At 46.3% G+C, this 16,526-nt stretch carries 15 protein-coding genes; 11 read left to right on the forward strand and 4 right to left on the reverse strand.

The features are described 5' to 3' along the window. Positions 1–17: 17 nt before the first annotated feature. Positions 18–2,399, forward strand: coding sequence for an autotransporter family protein (locus tag ACJJIO_RS06470; RefSeq protein WP_444910501.1), 2,382 nt, complete (start codon positions 18–20; stop codon positions 2,397–2,399). Positions 2,400–2,437: 38 nt separating this feature from the next. Here ACJJIO_RS06470 and ACJJIO_RS06475 read toward each other — a convergent pair whose 3' ends face one another. From ACJJIO_RS06475 to ACJJIO_RS06485, 3 genes are all read right to left on the reverse strand, one after another. Further along, positions 2,438–3,334, reverse strand: a complete 897-nt coding sequence (locus tag ACJJIO_RS06475; RefSeq protein ID WP_444903147.1) for a glycosyltransferase — start codon at positions 3,332–3,334, stop codon at positions 2,438–2,440. Positions 3,335–3,603: 269 nt separating this feature from the next. Beyond that, positions 3,604–4,530, reverse strand: a complete 927-nt coding sequence (locus tag ACJJIO_RS06480) for a glycosyltransferase family 2 protein (RefSeq protein WP_444882743.1) — start codon at positions 4,528–4,530, stop codon at positions 3,604–3,606. Between the two features lie 217 nt (positions 4,531–4,747). Continuing rightward, positions 4,748–5,515, reverse strand: a complete 768-nt coding sequence (locus tag ACJJIO_RS06485) for a class II aldolase/adducin family protein (protein WP_444910502.1) — start codon at positions 5,513–5,515, stop codon at positions 4,748–4,750. 81 nt (positions 5,516–5,596) lie between these two features. Between ACJJIO_RS06485 and ACJJIO_RS06490 the strand changes: the two genes are divergently transcribed. Further along, complete coding sequence (locus ACJJIO_RS06490) at positions 5,597–6,286, forward strand: Crp/Fnr family transcriptional regulator (protein ID WP_444910503.1); 690 nt, start codon at positions 5,597–5,599, stop codon at positions 6,284–6,286. Positions 6,287–6,293: 7 nt separating this feature from the next. Here the strand turns inward: ACJJIO_RS06490 and ACJJIO_RS06495 are convergent, their stop codons facing one another. Then, a complete protein-coding gene (locus ACJJIO_RS06495) occupies positions 6,294–7,196 on the reverse strand; it encodes a bile acid:sodium symporter family protein (RefSeq protein ID WP_444889416.1) in 903 nt (300 codons plus the stop codon). A 216-nt stretch (positions 7,197–7,412) separates the two neighbouring features. On the opposite strand from ACJJIO_RS06495, the gene ACJJIO_RS06500 reads away from it, so the two are divergent. The 9 genes from ACJJIO_RS06500 (at position 7,413) to ACJJIO_RS06540 (ending at position 16,494) form a co-directional block, all read left to right on the forward strand. Continuing rightward, positions 7,413–8,369, forward strand: a complete 957-nt coding sequence (locus ACJJIO_RS06500) for a DUF1853 family protein (RefSeq protein WP_444910504.1) — start codon at positions 7,413–7,415, stop codon at positions 8,367–8,369. A gap of 174 nt (positions 8,370–8,543) precedes the next feature. Continuing rightward, positions 8,544–9,098, forward strand: coding sequence for a GbsR/MarR family transcriptional regulator (locus ACJJIO_RS06505; protein ID WP_444887187.1), 555 nt, complete (start codon positions 8,544–8,546; stop codon positions 9,096–9,098). Positions 9,099–9,297: 199 nt separating this feature from the next. Next, a complete protein-coding gene (locus ACJJIO_RS06510; protein WP_252083301.1) occupies positions 9,298–10,692 on the forward strand; it encodes a cytochrome ubiquinol oxidase subunit I in 1,395 nt (464 codons plus the stop codon). Continuing rightward, positions 10,685–11,704, forward strand: coding sequence for a cytochrome d ubiquinol oxidase subunit II (locus ACJJIO_RS06515; protein WP_252083302.1), 1,020 nt, complete (start codon positions 10,685–10,687; stop codon positions 11,702–11,704). Before ACJJIO_RS06510 ends, ACJJIO_RS06515 begins: the two co-directional genes overlap by 8 nt. 206 nt (positions 11,705–11,910) lie before the next feature. Next, on the forward strand, positions 11,911–12,603 hold the full coding sequence (locus ACJJIO_RS06520) for a TetR/AcrR family transcriptional regulator (protein WP_252083303.1): 693 nt from the start codon (positions 11,911–11,913) through the stop codon (positions 12,601–12,603). 511 nt (positions 12,604–13,114) lie between these two features. Beyond that, entirely contained in the window at positions 13,115–13,366 is a 252-nt protein-coding gene (locus ACJJIO_RS06525; RefSeq protein ID WP_252083304.1) for an HP1242/YdcH family protein, read from the forward strand. 76 nt (positions 13,367–13,442) lie between these two features. Then, positions 13,443–14,045, forward strand: coding sequence for a glutathione S-transferase N-terminal domain-containing protein (locus ACJJIO_RS06530; RefSeq protein ID WP_444910505.1), 603 nt, complete (start codon positions 13,443–13,445; stop codon positions 14,043–14,045). A 227-nt stretch (positions 14,046–14,272) separates the two neighbouring features. Continuing rightward, the gene (locus ACJJIO_RS06535; RefSeq protein WP_444910506.1) at positions 14,273–15,856 is read left to right on the forward strand and encodes an ethylbenzene dehydrogenase-related protein; all 1,584 of its coding nucleotides are present in this window, start codon (positions 14,273–14,275) and stop codon (positions 15,854–15,856) included. Beyond that, complete coding sequence (locus ACJJIO_RS06540; RefSeq protein WP_444910507.1) at positions 15,853–16,494, forward strand: Lcl C-terminal domain-containing protein; 642 nt, start codon at positions 15,853–15,855, stop codon at positions 16,492–16,494. The genes ACJJIO_RS06535 and ACJJIO_RS06540 overlap by 4 nt, the downstream gene beginning before the upstream one ends. The last annotated feature ends 32 nt before the right edge of the window (positions 16,495–16,526 follow it).

Consider the following 16,526-nt stretch of genomic DNA (forward strand, 5'->3'; position numbering starts at 1 on the left):
ATGGCGGAACTCTGTAAATGAAACTTAGTGCAGACACCCCAATGGAAAACTATAAATCAAACTATTTCGTCCGCCAGTGGATTAATGCTTTACTTTTTTCTCCCGCATTGACACTAGTGATTATTTTCCCCTTGAAAGCCATTGCGCAGTGTACTCCGAGTAATACGGGTACCAATGGCGCAGATCAAATAATCTGTGACGAAGATAATGATGCAGAAGAGGCCGATGTCGATGCACTAAGCGGCAATGACACTTTGGATTTAAATGGCGGCACGATCACTAGCGTCTTCGGTGGCGATGGCGACGATGCCATTCATGTGAAAGGGGCAATAGTTAAAGATTCTGTCTTTGGCGGAAATGGAAACGATCTAATCGTACTGGATAATCGCAGTAGCGACATTGGTAACTACCTCAATGGCGGGGGTATTTATGGCGGAGCTGGTGACGATAATATCCAAATTTTAGACGGACTCACCTTTCATGTTTGGGGTGGTGAAGGTAACGACCAAATCACTCTGGATGGAGGTTTCATTTTTAATTACCTGGATGCCGGCGGGGGAGATGATTACATCCACTGGGATGAGGGAATTAGCAATGAGATACGCGGTGGCTATGGGTCAGATACCTTAGTCATTGACTCCTATTCTTTCGAGGGTGATGCAATTTTAAATGGTGGTGATGATCTCAGTGCAGAAGATGGGGATATCGACACACTGATTTTCAAGCTAGACTACCGTGTGGATGGCAACAAACTAACCAACTGGGAACGTGTTGTTGTTTGGGGTAGTTCAAAAATTATTTTAACGGGCAGTTTAAATGTTGGCGGCGGCCAAGACTCTGAAAACAATCCATTAGGGTTACACATCAAATGGGGCGGCCAAACTTTTATAGATGCCAAAGAGTATAGAATTACCGGCAACGTAGCTAACGACGGTACTATCGATCTGGCGAATAAAGAATTCAACACTCTAATCATTCAAAAAGATAGTGATAATAATTATGGACACTATAGCGGCGACAAAGGACGCTTGTGGTTAGATGTAGCACTCAATGACAGCTCTGCCAGCAGTGACCAGCTAATCATCAGAGGGGATACCAGCGGATCAACTTATATAACCGTTTATAATCGCAACGGCACTGGCGCACGCACCCAAGACAATGGAATAAAACTAATTTCTATCGAGGGTGACTCTACTGAAGATGCTTTTATTTTAAACGGCGACTACATTACCAAGGATGAGCAACCAGCGACTATTGGTGGAGCATACGCCTATACCCTGCACCACAGTGACGAAACTGGAAATGAGGATGGTAATTGGTATCTACGTTCTACGGTAAGTAATTCAAGCCGCCTTCCCAAAGGCGGTATGATTCGCTGGCAGCCCGCTGCGGTAATGTATGAAACCCTTCCGCAAGTGCTGCGCTCTTTAAATATCCCCTCCACATTGCGGAGTCGTGTAGGCAATCGTTATTGGGTTGGTAGCAGTTATCGGGACGTCTATAACACCGATTACACCAGTTCATTGGAAACCGCTATTGATCGCAAGGGACTATGGCTACGTAATGGCGCACGCTATATAACTACAACTCCCAAAGAGTCCACCACCTGGGCAAGTTGGGATCAAACTTATTATCAATTTCAGTTTGGTATCGACTTTCCTCTCAACCTATTAATTCTTGACACCACACCTATTGTTAGTTTGGCTTTGCACTATGGCGATTCAAGAAATACAGTAGAATCTTTTTTTGGTAATGGCAATATAGATGCCAAAACATATGGGGTCAGTAGCTATTTAACCTGGTATGGCTACCAAGGCCTATACCTGGATACTCAGTTTAAGCTAAGTTGGTTTGACTTTGACTTTGACGCAAAAGACCTACGTACTCTTCGTAATAGCAGTGAGGGCTATGGTTATGGCTTTTCTGTAGAAGGAGGGTGGAGCTTCAAGCTCTATGATTATTATTCTATTACCCCCCATGCACAACTTATTTATACTTCTGAGGAAGCTGAGGATTTCGAAGATACCTACGAAGTAAAAGTAGGAGACATTAATAATAATGGGTTTTTATTGCGCCTAGGCACCACTTTCGAAAAGCGTAAAAGCCAGCGAAAATCAAGTAGAAATATGTACGGTTCCCTACCTCTAGAGCGCTTTGGTTATTATGTAACTCCTGGAGTCACTCTAAATCTCAATCAGGAAACTGACTTGGTCGTTTCTGGAGCCCGCCTCTACCAAAAACCAGACTTTTGGTATGCAGACTTAAGAATGGGGGCTAGCTATGAGGAATGCGGGGACCACTGTTCCATTTATACCGAATTATTTTTCAGCAGCGGCCTGGAGAGTATTGGGGACAGTTTTGTGGGAGGGCTGGAGCTTGGATTTCGTTATAAATGGTAGACTCTAGCTTCTAATCTCAACGACAATTCAATCTTTTACTATTTTAACAAATCATAGATGTCATATTCAGAGAAAACCTTCTTAATTTTGCAATCATTCCCCTGACGGTTCTTATGATTTTCCTTCATTAATGCATATTCTTGTGAGCCCTGAATCATTAAGAAGCGATGTCTCCAGCTACGGGAATCAGAAATACGCGCAGCCAAAGTCCCGCTTTTAATACTCATTGCCTTCAACCAAATATCATCTGCATTTGGGCACAAGGTCATAAATTTTTCGGGGTCAAACGCATCCTTATGTAAAGAGTTTGGAGGATACATAACCCCTCCCATGCCTGTTGGAAAGACTAAATGAGATGCCTCTGTGTCCCTTATGCTACTTTCCCAACTTCCATAAGGCAGTAGTGCTCCTTTTTTATCTAGACGCATTCGATGAGCCCTGTGGCAATAAATCTTGGATGGATCTTTTTCATATGCCTGATAAAGTAAATCAATCATATCCGGCGGATAAAGAACATCATCGTCAACAGTAACAATCAGGCTGTCAGGAAATCTTTCAAAAGCATAAGCATATTTTTTATAGGGTCCCAGATCTTCCTCAACAAAAAATATTTGCAGCCCTCTTTGCTGTTGCTTTTTAAGGGTCTCGGGCAAAGTCTTATTTGGAAAGTTCTTGGTAGACAACCACAGAACAATTGCATCAGCCTTAAGGGATTGCTGGAAAAGGCTTTCAATACACAAATATAAATCGTGGATTCGCTTATCGAAGGACGTTAGAGATATAACGATATTATCTCTCTTAGTATTTCCCACTCCAAGATCTGTATTGCTTGAAGCGTGTAGACCAAGCAACTGGCAGCGAACAAGCGCTTCCAACTTCAAATTATTGTTTAGGTCGTGCTTTTTTAAGCGCTTCTTTAAAAAATATTGGAACATTCAGGGCCATCCAGCAAACTCAACCTATTGTACCGAATAGCCGAACAGCAATCCGCTCAGCTTGGGAACACCATCAAAAGAGAAGAGGGCGGAAGTGGGTACAAACTTGGCAGATTATGCCAGATGCCACAGCCAATGGCCACTCAAACACCATATTTAGGACAAAAACCCAATTAAAGGCCGAGGGGCAGTTTCTTTCACCTAAAAAAAAGTGCTTGAGTAGCTTACCCCTATCTGGGGCAGCTCTAGTCTTTCACCCAAGTCACCCCCTAGTGAGGACTTAAAACAGGCTGATTTCGCTCCTGTAAATAGTCAAGTAATTGATACTCTGAAAACACCCTTTTAATCTTGCAGTCATTACCACCTGTGCCTCTCAAGTTGATCTCCTTTAACTGTTGAATCTGTGACCCCTGAATAGTAAGAAAGCGTTCCCTCCAGTATCGATAGTCTGGAACCCTAGTAACATATTTTCCTCGCAATAAACTCATCGCCTTCAACCAAACATCATCAGCAGCAGGACATAACTCCATAAATTTTTTACTATTGAAAGCATCCTCATGTAATGAATCCGGAGGGTACAAAACCCCAGCCATTCCCGTAGCAAAAAGGAAAGGAGATGGCTCACTATTTAGTCCATAAGAGCGCCAACTTTCGTAAGGTTTCAATTCCCCTTTTCCGTTTAACAGAATCTTATGTGCCCTATGGCAATGGATATGTGAGGGAGCTCTCAAATAAGATTGATATAGTAAATCGATAGTATCTGAAGGATAAAGCACATCATCATCCACAGTGACAATGAGACTATTTGGAAACATATCAAAGGCATACATATATTTCATATAAGGCCCAAAATCATTCTCCACGAAATGAATTTGTAGGCCTCTAGCCTGCTGTTTTCGAAGTATCTCAGGTAATCTCCTATCGGGGAAATCACGTAAGGATAACCATAGAATTATTGCATCTGCTCTCAAGGATTGTTGATAAAGGCTTTCTATACATAAGTAAACATCATAAATACGCTTATTATAAGAAGTCAGCGAAACGACAATATTATGCGGCTTATCATTGCCAACGCCGGATGACTCACAATTTAGAGCCTTCAAGCCTAGAAGATGACCTAAAACCAGAGACTCCACCTTTAAATTATTATTAGAGTCATGTTTTTTTAATCTTTTTTTAAGAAAGTACTGGAGCATGTTGGAATACCGTTGATTAGCCTTCGAGGACTCATTGGTGGCGATAAGCCCACATTAATTCCATTTTGTTGAAAGTAAAGTCCATTAGCCAGGTCTAAATCAGGGTTCCTTTCATTGTGGCGCTTAATTCCCCAGCATCCAGTTTAAATCTTAAATTTTTGATCAATGCCCTGAAATATAGAACCTAAAATCACATTCAGGGCATTTGGGACAGATGCTATTCAGTATACCCAGGGTTAACTCTATCCAGCCGCCTTAAAAATCCAGGCCAAGCCAATAGCCCCCCTTGATTACTGGTAACCATATCTCCTTCACTCACTATTTTATCCACAATATTCTGAGGCACCGGAGTGAGTGGTGGGTTGCCAGCAAGAGCTGTGACCTGAATTTCACAGGCACGCTGCAATATAAACATTGCTAAAAAGGTATCAGGAATAGTAGAAGCGCAGGTTAACAGTCCGTGATTGCACAAGATCATATAGTTCGCTGATCCCAGGTCAGCCACCAAACGTGACTTTTCATCCTTGCGCACAGCAATTCCCTCATAGTCGTGGTAGGCAATACTTGAAAGGGGAAATAGTGATTGCTGCGAGATTGGCAGTAACCCCTCTGCATGAGCAGATACAGCTACCCCAGCAGTAGTATGGGTATGTATAACGCAGTGGGCATCTTTCCTCGCTTCATGAATTGCACTGTGAATAGTAAACCCTGCAGGATTCACCATTGCCGCACTTTCATCCACTTTTTCCCCCTGCAAATCGATTTTTACCAAACTGGAAGCAGTAATTTCGTCAAAAAACATCCCAAAAGGGTTAATAAGAAAGTGTGATTCTGGCCCAGGAATACGTACAGAGAGATGAGTGAAAATAGTATCGTCCCACCCAAAATAGGCGATCAATCGGTAAGCCGCAGCCAAATCTATACGTAATTGCCACTCTTCATCGCTAACACGTCCCTCAAGTGAAGGTATGGTTTCCAGTTTCATCGTCCTCTCCCCAGCTTTATTAGAGCTCAAATTCTGAATCATCCCTGCTGTAAACACTGTCAAATTGTTTACACTTGGCAAATGAATAAAAACGTTAGTTTCCTTGATAAATGCCCACTGCTAGCTGGCCTACCCGGTGAGGCTCGAGAATTCTTAGCCCAACAGGCACAATGCCAGTACTTTTCTCAGGGTGATAGTATCTACCCTTCGGGCTCCCATCAGGAGCGCCTTTCAATTATCGCTGAAGGACAAGTAAGAATATGCTCCAGTAATTTTGCCGGGCGCGAAGCGACCCTTGCGATTTTAGATAGTGGAGCTTGGTTTGGTGATACCGTATTTTGCCCTGGCACTCCGCGAGTATTTGGTGCATGCGCTCACGCTGACTGTGCTGTAGTCGATATTCCGGGTGAAATCTTGAGGGCAAAAATGAAACAACACCCCGAAGCCTACCCAATAGCATTGGAACAAATTAGCCTCAGGCTTTGGACAGTAATGTCCATTATCCAGGACGACGTACTACGTGGTACCGAAGCGCGAATTGCTCGACGTCTGCTTTTTATGGCCCAAATGCACAACGGCGGCGAAAAAAGTGGCCCAACCAGTTTCCGCCTCACCAAAGAACTACTCGCCAACACCATGGGGATGACCCGGCAGGGAGTACACCGGGTATTAAAGAATATTGAATCCAAGGGACTAATAGAGTGCTCTTACGGTCGCATCAGTGTGCCGGATATCTCGCACTTGGATACCTATATAAAGCTGTTGGACTGAGAGGATTTCATCCGACCTCGCCAGCTTGCGCCGCGTCTGCCTCACCAGCTTCGCGCGCTTTCTTGCGGCCATAATAGGCAAGCAACATCCCCGATGGAAACATAAGTACTCCATATACGGCTGAAGGCACCGACATTTCACTGGAGTGCATCAGTGTGAGGGTCACCATGAGACCAATAGTCCCGTTCTTGATGCCCAGCTCGGTAGCTACTGCCAGACCATCCCGCCGGGAAAGCCCACTGAAGTGGCTGATGATTAAGCCAGTCAACACCCCCAGTAAATTCAGCAAAATTGTAGAGGGGCCGGCCAACAGCATGAGCTCTCCAATCCGGTCTCTCATACCCCACACCAATCCCACCACTAAAATGACCAGTACCAGCGCCCCAAAAATACTTACAATGCCCTCAGCGCGGCTGGCTAAATGAGGGTTCCAAGCCCGTATCAACATACCAATCACCACGGGCAGCAAGACTATCACCGATAACATGGCGACAGTTTTGGCAAAAGGGAGAACGATTTCCTGCTCTGCTCCAAAGTATTGGCGCAGGGCAAAATTGGTGAAGAATGGCAGGGTCAGAATCGTAATTAGGCTTGCCGAAACCGTTAACACTATGGAGAGCGCTACATTACCGCGAGCGAGCAACGTAAAAAGGTTTGAGGTCGTTCCACCCGGGCAGGCTGCAATAATCACCAAACCCACAGCTATCGGTGCGGGTAAACTGAGCGCCCAACACAGAACAAAAGCCACAAGTGGCATAAGTACAATCTGGGCAAGTGTGCCCACCACTAACCCACCTGGTTTTACCGTCACCTGGTGGAAATCCCTGGCGGTCAGGGTCATTCCAATGCCCACCATAATGATAAACAGTGCGATGGGTAGACCGATCGAGATCATAGGCCCTGATTCCACATTCACCTCCTCTTTTTATTATTGTCTGGCTATATCTCCCCATATCCCATGTAGATTACGCTTTGGCAAAAACGTGTAATCCACACGAGGTGAGATATAGGGGGACAGCAGTTTTATTATTAAATATCTCTCTGGAAGATGAACCCTAGCACAGTCCCAAGTCAAGTGCCGATTCTGGTAGAATCAGAGCGCTTTTTTGCCGCTAACAGGGTTTATATGACCAATCGACTTCCCAGCCCTATTGTAGATGACTGGTCCAACCTACTTTGGTCCCTGGGCAGTAGCGATATTGTTGATACTAGTGACAAATCAACTAGCACCATTGACCTGCCATGGCTACCTATGGCTCGCCGCAACCAATTGCACACTTATTTTTCCCACAAAGAAGTCAAACAAGAATTAATAGATAAGCTCGAAACATACCTGATTGAAGGCGACCGACACAAACCCACCAACCGGCTTGGCGTTTACTTTGAGCGACTCTGGTCTTTCGCTTTTCAATACCACCCAGATTACCAGTTGCTGCACCAGAACCTGCCCCTGCGTATTGAGGGTAGAACTCTCGGCGAACTGGACTTTGTGGTTCATCACCTACCCAGTAATCGCTGCGAGCACTGGGAGGTTGCGGTGAAGTTCTACCTCGCTCAGCCCGTCGGCTTCTGGGTTGGCCCAGGCCTCAAGGATCGCCTGGATATCAAATTAAAGCGTATGGCGGAACATCAACTGCCTCTCATCCAGCAACAATCCGTACAAACTCTATTAGAAGCTCAGGAGCTTTATATTGATCGGCAGTGGACGCTGATGCCAGGCCGACTCTTTAACCGATTACCAACTCTTGGTAATCGGACAGCTGGGGGTAATCTGAAACAACTATGCAATAGTAATTGGTGGACCGACTTGGAAACCCTCGGAAACCTTGCCACTCAAGGAAATATCTCAGCAGGCCTGCGCTGGCTCCAACTTCCCAAAAAAGCCTGGCTAGCATCAATAGAATGGGAAGAACCCCACGGCGTCTCTTTTGAGCAACTTATGGCCGGACTTCAGAGCTCAGCAATTGATAAGCCTCTATGTTTTGCTCTTATGGGCCAAGAAGGTGAAATGGGTCGCGGCTTTATTGTGCCTAGCGACTGGCCGCGTAGAGCACAGGCATCATTCCCACAGAAACACCCATAACGTCCTGAGAGAAAACACTTTCTGCCTACCACTACTTGTGGGCCCGCCCTCCCTACCAATTTACTTATCTAAAGCCCACAGCAAAAAACTTAAAGCAAAATTTTTCCAATTATATATTGACTTGGATCAATTTATATTTACAATTTTCAGAAATTTCTGAAACTTAAGAAGATAATGAAACTATCCAGTCAAGCCCAGGCTTTTGTACTGCACTTTGGAGAAATGGGCAGCCGGTGGGGTTTTAATCGCACCGTGGGCCAGATGTTTGCCCTGCTTACCATCCACCCTTCCCCCCTAAATGCCGAGCAGCTGGCTCAGGCACTGAAGATCAGTCGCGGCAATGTGAGTATGGGCCTCAAAGAACTGCAAGCCTGGCGCCTTGTTGAGCTACAGCACCAGCCAGGTGACCGAAAAGACTATTTCACCGCTGCAGGGTCCATCTGGGAGCTTGCTCGAACTGTATTTGAAGAGCGACGTAAACGTGAACTGGACCCCACCCTGAGCCTATTGCGCCAGCTCTTGCTCAATGAGCCTCAGGATGAACAAGAAGCACAGGCCCAGGAAAAAATTCAAGAAGTCTACAGTCTGCTGGAATTACTTGAAGAGTTTGCCAACACCCTGAGCAAGCTGGAACACGACGATTTACTCAAGCTAATGAAACTGGGCTCCGGCATCGTCAAGCTACTGGAGCTGAAAAGTAAAATGACAGGAGGAAAGGCTCCAGAATAAACCTATACCTGAATTGCCCGCTGGGCAACCAAGACAGGCGGTAAAAGGATAAACCGCCGCCGACACAACGTCGGCAGCCGCTCAATAAACACCGTGGGTCCATACTCCTGCAATGGTGTTTAACGGGCACCCCCGGGCCTATCAGGAAGAGTCGCCCGGTTATCTGGTTAATAAATTAGTCCGACCAGCAGAGGCTCCCATGCTAGATACTCTGATCCTCTCCCGAATACAGTTTGCGGCCAATATCAGTTTTCATATTCTCTTTCCCACCATCACAATAGCCCTCGCCTGGATTATTGTTTTCTTCAAGCTTCGCTACGACCAAACTGATAATCCTGTTTGGATGAGAGCCTATCGTTTTTGGGTAAAGGTCTTTGCCCTAACCTTCGCGCTCGGTGTCGTTAGTGGCATCACTATGTCTTTCCAATTTGGTACCAACTGGCCAGGATTTATGGCACGGGTTGGCAATATCGCCGGGCCTCTCTTGGGTTATGAAGTGCTTACCGCTTTTTTTCTGGAAGCCACTTTTCTAGGTATCATGTTGTTTGGAATAAATCGTGTCCCCAGCAAAGTTCACACCTTCTCAGCCTTTGTAGTAGCTATTGGCACCACACTTTCCGCCTTCTGGATCATTGCACTCAATTCCTGGATGCAGACCCCATCCGGCTTTGAACTACGAGATGGTGTCGCCTACCCCGAGAGCTGGCTGGCTATTATTTTTAATGCCTCTTTCCCCTATCGCCTCACTCATATGCTACTGGCCTCGGGTCTCACTGCAGCCTTCTTTGTCGCAGGTATCTCTGCTTACCGGATACTTAAAGGTGACCCAAAGCGTGCACCGCGGCTAGCACTAAAAACCGGGTTGGTATTGGCAGCTGTTTTTATTCCAATCCAGATTTTTGTCGGCGACCTACACGGTCTTAACACTTTTAAGTACCAGCCGCAGAAAGTGGCGGCAATGGAGGGAGTATGGGAGACCGAAAGGGGCGCGCCACTATTACTATTTGCAATACCCGATGGTGAGAAGAAGACCAATCATTTCGAGATAGCTATCCCCAAAATGGCCAGCTTTATTCTGACCCATGATTTAAATGGAGAAATAAAAGGTATCGAAGAATTCCCCAATGATCATCCGCCGGTTGCACCCGTTTTCTTCGCCTTCCGAATTATGGTGGGTATGGGGATATTAATGCTGGCTGTCGCCTGGGGAGGTTGCTACCTCCTCTGGCGGCGCAAAGAGCTACCCAACTGGGCGCTCAAAACCCTGGTAGGAATGACGTTCGCGGGTTGGGTAGCCACCTTAGCAGGCTGGTATGTCACTGAAATTGGTCGGCAACCATGGCTTGTGACCGGGGTTCTCAAAACCGCAGATGCCGTAACCCAGATTCCACCTTCCCATGTGGGCTTCTCTCTCACCCTATATCTGCTTGTCTATGTCATCCTGCTCTATGCCTATATTCACACCCTAAAAGTAATGGCTTTGAAATCTGTCAAAGTGGAGGAGTTTGAAACCAAAGAACCTCTCGCCGGTGGCAGCCTGACCAACCTACCGAAATCCACCCAAGAGCAATCCAAGGGGGAATCCCATGAATGAGGCCGCATCATCCGCAGCCTATTGGCTACCCGTTGTCTTTATCGGCCTAATGGGTCTAGCAGTACTGGTTTACGCCATTCTGGATGGTTACGACCTTGGGGTGGGTATTCTCCTCCCCCTGGGTAAGGAAGACGAGCCCCAGCGGGACACCATGATTGCCTCGATTGGTCCTTTCTGGGATGCCAATGAAACCTGGCTGGTGCTCGCCATCGGCCTGCTGCTTATCGCCTTTCCCATCGCCCACAACCTAGTGCTGATGCATCTCTATATACCAGCAGCGATAATGCTGGTGGGGCTGATTTTGCGCGGCGTGGCTTTTGACTTTCGCGCCAAAGCAGCCGTGGGGCATAAGCTCGCTTGGGACAGGACGTTTAAAGCAGGATCCATAATCACCAGCCTGGCCCAGGGTTATATGCTGGGGCAATATGTGATGGGGTTCCAGCCTGGCTGGCAGGCACAGCTTTTCTCTGCAGTCAGTGCCCTGGGGGTAACTGCCGCCTACAGCTATATGGGCTCGGCCTGGCTGGTATTGAAAACCGAGTCACTGTTGCAGGAACGGGCAGTACGCTGGGCGCGTCGGGCTGGGCGGGCGACTCTCCTTGGCGTAGTCTCAGTCTCCACGATCAATCCACTGGTCAATCCAGCCGTTTTTGATCGTTGGTTCAGCTATCCACTGGTGATGTTCGTACTCCTGATACCCACCCTGTGTTTTCTGGCTTTTATTTTTAATGACCTCCTGCTGGCCAGGTTACCCAAAGCCAACGATAGGCACAGTGCGCTGCCCTTCACATTGGTAGTGACTATTTTTCTGATGTGCTTTATCGGCCTGGCTTTTAGCTTCTTTCCCGACATAGTGCCTGGGCAGCTGAATATCTGGCAGGCAGCCAGTGCCACCGCTTCACTGAAATTCATTTTAGTGGGCGCCCTGATTGTAGTGCCGATCATACTGATCTATACGGCATTCTCGTACTATGTGTTTCGCGGTAAAGCTTCCGAACTTCACTACCATTAGCACAACCTTTTTCGAATTGTGTGGGATAGTAACACTTGATCAAAATTAATCCGCCAGCGCGGAACTATCCCACAATTCGAACAAAATCCCCTTGCTCCCCGAAATTGGTACGATAATAATCATCAATTCCAGAAGACAATTTTTTACAAGGAAGTAAAGCGCACTTCTGGCGCTTGCCAACTGCGCTTGTCTAAGGGGAGGTGAATTTGAACCAAATCGATCGACGTGCTATTAGCCGGCGCGACACTGCTAGTCCGCGCAAACCACAACGTAAAAACGGCCGTGAGAAGTATGAAAAGCTTCTCGACGCGCTGGAAACCCTCATTGCCGAGCAGGATTCCACGGACATAAGTCTAGCCAATCTGAGCCAGGTAGCTGGGGTCCCAGCTGCATCCGTGTACCACTTTTTCCCAAGCGTAGATGCCAGCCTTACCGCTCTGGCGGAACGTCACTACAAGTCATTTGGCGATGTGGTACTGGGGCACTCTGATTTCTCACCAGCGGATAGCTGGCAAGATATGCTCTACCACCTGTGCGACTTAGTGCGTAGTTATTACGAAGATAATATCTCCGCACTCAAAGTACACTACGGGCCACAGTCCAGCTGGGCTCTACGTCAATTACAGATGGAAAACAACTGGCGCTTGGCAGATACCTTGATTAAGAATCTGTCTCGTGAATTTGAGTTGCCTCCATCACAGGACTGGCGCGACCGTTTTATGTGCGCCATCAATATCAATGATTCGTTTTGTTCCCAGGCATACTCGCGTTTCGGAAGAATTACCGAGGAAGCCGCCGCAGAGGGCAAGCGTGCCGCTGCAGCTTACTTAAAGCTGTATCTCGGAGAGCTGTTGCAAAGACGTCAGTTGCGCTTTGCTCCATTAGAAGCCTCTGCATAAAGCCTAAATTTTATTAATTAAAATTTAGATAATATCGACACACCTAGGGCCTGGCAATAATATTTGCCAGGCTTTTTTGTGTACCCAGCCAACAAAACTTCCAATTAGTTAAATTTCATTTTTTATCAATATAAAAATTACGAATGCGGCAATACTGAAAGCCATTAACATTTCACCATCGCTTTCGCCTTACAATGTCATAAACGACACACTCAGAGTAAACTTCTGATCAATCACAAGCATACTCTCTAAAAAAACTGGCATTCTAAAATTTTCTTTTGTTAGAATTTTTCTTCATAAAGAATACCGCCTTCAAGAAATCCTATAATTGAACAACCTTTTCACACCTAAAAATTAGCCGCCTAATACGTTATCAGCTTGAAACAACGGGGGTAAATCATCGTCCAATGATTAGCAGCCCAGTCTGCTTCTTGGTGGTGATTTTTGTGACTTTAAATTCACAAACTAATATTACCCTTGATGCTTTAACTGAATGGAGGGGAGGTTTTCTATGTCCATAGCCGCGCATGAGCTGGAGTTGGATTTTCCCGAGTACGCCGATACTATCAAGCACCTGATCAGGAATGACGTAGAATTCAAGCTAGATAACGACCAATATCGAAAACTGGATAAACAAATTAGAGGACTACAGGATAGTGGCATCGGCACTGATGACGATCACTATTCAAGACTAAAAAAACAACGCGCCTATCTCAAACAACACCTCTATAACCGTATTACTGATGTCATTCCCCATCATTAGTAGTTATTTTGCAAAATTAGCGGCGCCTCATCACCAATGCCGACCATATAGAGTGGCTGAGTGATTAAGCGCCGTTATGCAACTCTTTCTGACTTACTCCTCCCCCTTTGCCCGAAAAACCCGAATTGTTATAGAAGAACTCAAGTTACACTCCCGCGTTAATGAAGTTTTTTCTCACCCTTTTCACAATACAAATGATTTAATATCCAGTAATCCTTTAGGTAAAGTTCCCTGCCTGACCTTAGATAACGGCAACGTTATTATGGATAGCGAAGTGATCTGTGAGTTCCTAGATAAACAACTTGGAGATGGCCACCTCAGCTCTGCGATAGACAATGACTGGAATTTAAAAACACTCTATAGTGTGTCCTCAGGTCTAATGGAGATCTTGGTTCACAGACAGGTAGAGAAAATTCGCGGGCGTGAAGGGCTTCATTCAGAATTTTGGTGGCAGCGCTACAACAGTGCAATCAATCGTACCCTGGATTTTTTTGAAGCCAGAGTCCTTCAATTTCCCCAGACATTTTGTCTTCTACAAATTGCGCTCGGCTCAGCACTTTCATACCTAGATTTTCGGCACGAAGACTTCAACTGGCGCAAAGATAGGCCACAACTAAGCGCCCTATCAGAAATCCTCGAAGTACGAGAAAGCTTCAAAATAACGCCATTACGCGACTAACTTAGCTCTTAAATCTGTAAGTAAAACTTAGCGTCGCCAAGACTGCCTGCAATTTCAACTTAATTAAGCATGACTTAAATATTTTCAACGTATCTCCCTACATCACTTTTCTAGCAAAGACTGCATTTTGGCGGAGTAATGAGTTTTAACCATTTCTCAGAGCCACATAAGTTTCTCTAAACTGTCATATCCCGCCGATAGCCTGTGGGCTTTTTTAGGGCCTAATTATGTCTGACAGATCAAAAAGCCCCATGTGGATACTGCTGCATGCTGCATTAGCAATAGCAGTGATCTGCAGTCTTTTCAGTGGGTTGCGTATTGCCACACTCACTAAACCCGCCATTGCCTCAATTGAAGAACTGCTGCCCCAGGGAGAGGTACACAGTGTACATTTCTTCTCTGCACTCCTGCTTTCGCTAGTTGCCCTTTCCTATTTATACTCGAATGCTATTCGACTTTATCGAATTGAACAATCATGCGCTCATAAACAATGGAATTACCACCGAGTAGTCACCTGGGGGGGCATTAGCCTCATTGGCATCTCGTTGGCCAGTGGCTGGCTGCTCTTTACTGGGATAGGCCAGTTATCACTGGTCCGAATATTACATTTTTTCGCCGCGCTTGGACTCAGCGTCTATATTTTTCTACACGCAGGCGTTTATCTACTGCAGTTCGGGCAAAGTGCTCTTCTCTATATCCTCAAGCCAGCCACAAACAGAAGAGTTCAACTGGCATTGCTATGTAGTTTGCTGCCCATCTTTCTGCTCGGCGGTTGGCTGCTTCTGACCAAATTTTCTTATTATCAACTGCCGGTAACCTCAATTCCTATACATACGATCATTGATATTGATGGCCATGCCGATGAACCCCAATGGGCAAAAGCTCAGCCACTAAAAATCAGTACCGATGGCGGCGCAAATTTTTATCAGGGTCGTACTGATGTGCATCTCAAAGCTCTGCAAAATGGTGAGGAGATTTATTTTCATATTTCCTGGCAGGATCCCACAGAAAGCCTGACTCATTTACCCCTGAAAAAAACGGATCAAGGTTGGAAGATCAAGCAGCAAGGCTTTGAGAATTTTGATGAAAAGAATTTTTACGAAGACAAATTTGCCTTGTTACTTTCCAGTCACTGTGACTTCGGAGGTGCTGGCACCGCCCATCTCGGACGTTCACCACTGGCAAACAAGCCATCAAACTGGCATGGCAAGGGGTATCACTACAGCCAATCGGGGCAACTTCACGATCTTTGGCACTGGAAAGCAGTACGCACTAATAAAATGTATCTGGCGGATGACAATTTTATCGGCGCGCCAGATAAAGTGCGTGCAGGTAAACGCCGCTACACCGCAGGTTACCAACAGGATGCAAAGGAATCCGGTGCTTATTTACTGAACTGGAAATGGTATTCCCCCACTGGCATCACTCCTAAACGCTTGCCTAGTGATGCTAATGTATTGGCTCCCTTTCAAAATGTTAAAGAAGGCCAGGAGCTTGATTGGACCATCTCCTGGTTTGATTACCAACCTTACTCAGCAGAAAGCGACCTGATAGCACCAGGTACTCTTATGCCTTCGGTACTTTATACCTCCAATCGCTTCGAGGGTGATCGTGCGGATGTTAGAGCCAAAGGTATTTGGCGTGATGGATACTGGTCGCTAGAGCTTGTACGCAAATTAAATACAGCCTCTCCCCTGGACATTTCTATCGAAGATGGCACCTGCCTGTGGGTTTCCGCATTTGATCGCGCACAAGTTGCCCACACCCGTCATACCAGAGCCATCCAACTGAATCTGAGTAAAGCGCTATGATCACGCGATTCTTTTTGATTTTTATTCTCCCCGCCTGTCTGATTGGTGCTGCCGTTATCCACACACCACAGGCTCCAAAACCGCAGCAATACCACCTTCTAAAAGTGAGCGCTGAGGGAAAAGTAATGGATACCTGGGAGGGCCCCTGGTCCTGTGTCTGCGATAGCCGCAGCGGTCTGCTGTGGGAGGTCAAGACAGATAGTGAGGACATTCACGATGGACGTTGGACTTATTCGCGACTATTAAACAATCAGGGCGTTGCCAATAATGGAGATTGTTATTTCGAAGCAGAGCGCTGTGACACAGAGGATTTAATCCGGCACACTAACCGGGAACAACTCTGTGATGCAAAACATTGGCGCCTGCCCTCCTCCAGCGAACTGCGTTCACTGGTGGCTCCAGACGCACAGCCGGGAAGCCCCAGTATCGAAACTGGATACTTCCCCAAAACCCAGCGCGGTGATTACTGGACCAGTGATGGCGACCTCCCCCTCGAAGGCATCTACTCCTATCTAAAAGTCGGTGGCGCAGCGGTCAATTTTATAAATGGGCAAACCGTCACAATTCCCTATCGCAATGCAGCTTTCACACGCTTGGTAACCAATCGTTCAAGCATCTGTCACATCGTTCCCCAATAATTCCTGCGCGCCACCAACCTGCCCCCTCCAGG

It is taken from the genome of Microbulbifer mixtoriginis (SeqCode) (assembly GCF_052467235.1).

Excerpts from the sequence above, each read along its gene's own strand:
- ACJJIO_RS06470 (WP_444910501.1), top strand. The coding sequence starts at position 18 with ATGAAACTTAGTGCAGACACCCCAATGGAAAACTATAAATCAAACTAT.
- ACJJIO_RS06475 (WP_444903147.1), bottom strand. The coding sequence starts at position 3,334 with ATGTTCCAATATTTTTTAAAGAAGCGCTTAAAAAAGCACGACCTAAAC.
- ACJJIO_RS06480 (WP_444882743.1), bottom strand. The coding sequence starts at position 4,530 with ATGCTCCAGTACTTTCTTAAAAAAAGATTAAAAAAACATGACTCTAAT.
- ACJJIO_RS06485 (WP_444910502.1), bottom strand. The coding sequence starts at position 5,515 with ATGAAACTGGAAACCATACCTTCACTTGAGGGACGTGTTAGCGATGAA.
- ACJJIO_RS06490 (WP_444910503.1), top strand. The coding sequence starts at position 5,597 with ATGAATAAAAACGTTAGTTTCCTTGATAAATGCCCACTGCTAGCTGGC.
- ACJJIO_RS06500 (WP_444910504.1), top strand. The coding sequence starts at position 7,413 with ATGACCAATCGACTTCCCAGCCCTATTGTAGATGACTGGTCCAACCTA.
- ACJJIO_RS06505 (WP_444887187.1), top strand. The coding sequence starts at position 8,544 with ATGAAACTATCCAGTCAAGCCCAGGCTTTTGTACTGCACTTTGGAGAA.
- ACJJIO_RS06510 (WP_252083301.1), top strand. The coding sequence starts at position 9,298 with ATGCTAGATACTCTGATCCTCTCCCGAATACAGTTTGCGGCCAATATC.
- ACJJIO_RS06515 (WP_252083302.1), top strand. The coding sequence starts at position 10,685 with ATGAATGAGGCCGCATCATCCGCAGCCTATTGGCTACCCGTTGTCTTT.
- ACJJIO_RS06525 (WP_252083304.1), top strand. The coding sequence starts at position 13,115 with ATGTCCATAGCCGCGCATGAGCTGGAGTTGGATTTTCCCGAGTACGCC.
- ACJJIO_RS06530 (WP_444910505.1), top strand. The coding sequence starts at position 13,443 with ATGCAACTCTTTCTGACTTACTCCTCCCCCTTTGCCCGAAAAACCCGA.
- ACJJIO_RS06535 (WP_444910506.1), top strand. The coding sequence starts at position 14,273 with ATGTCTGACAGATCAAAAAGCCCCATGTGGATACTGCTGCATGCTGCA.
- ACJJIO_RS06540 (WP_444910507.1), top strand. The coding sequence starts at position 15,853 with ATGATCACGCGATTCTTTTTGATTTTTATTCTCCCCGCCTGTCTGATT.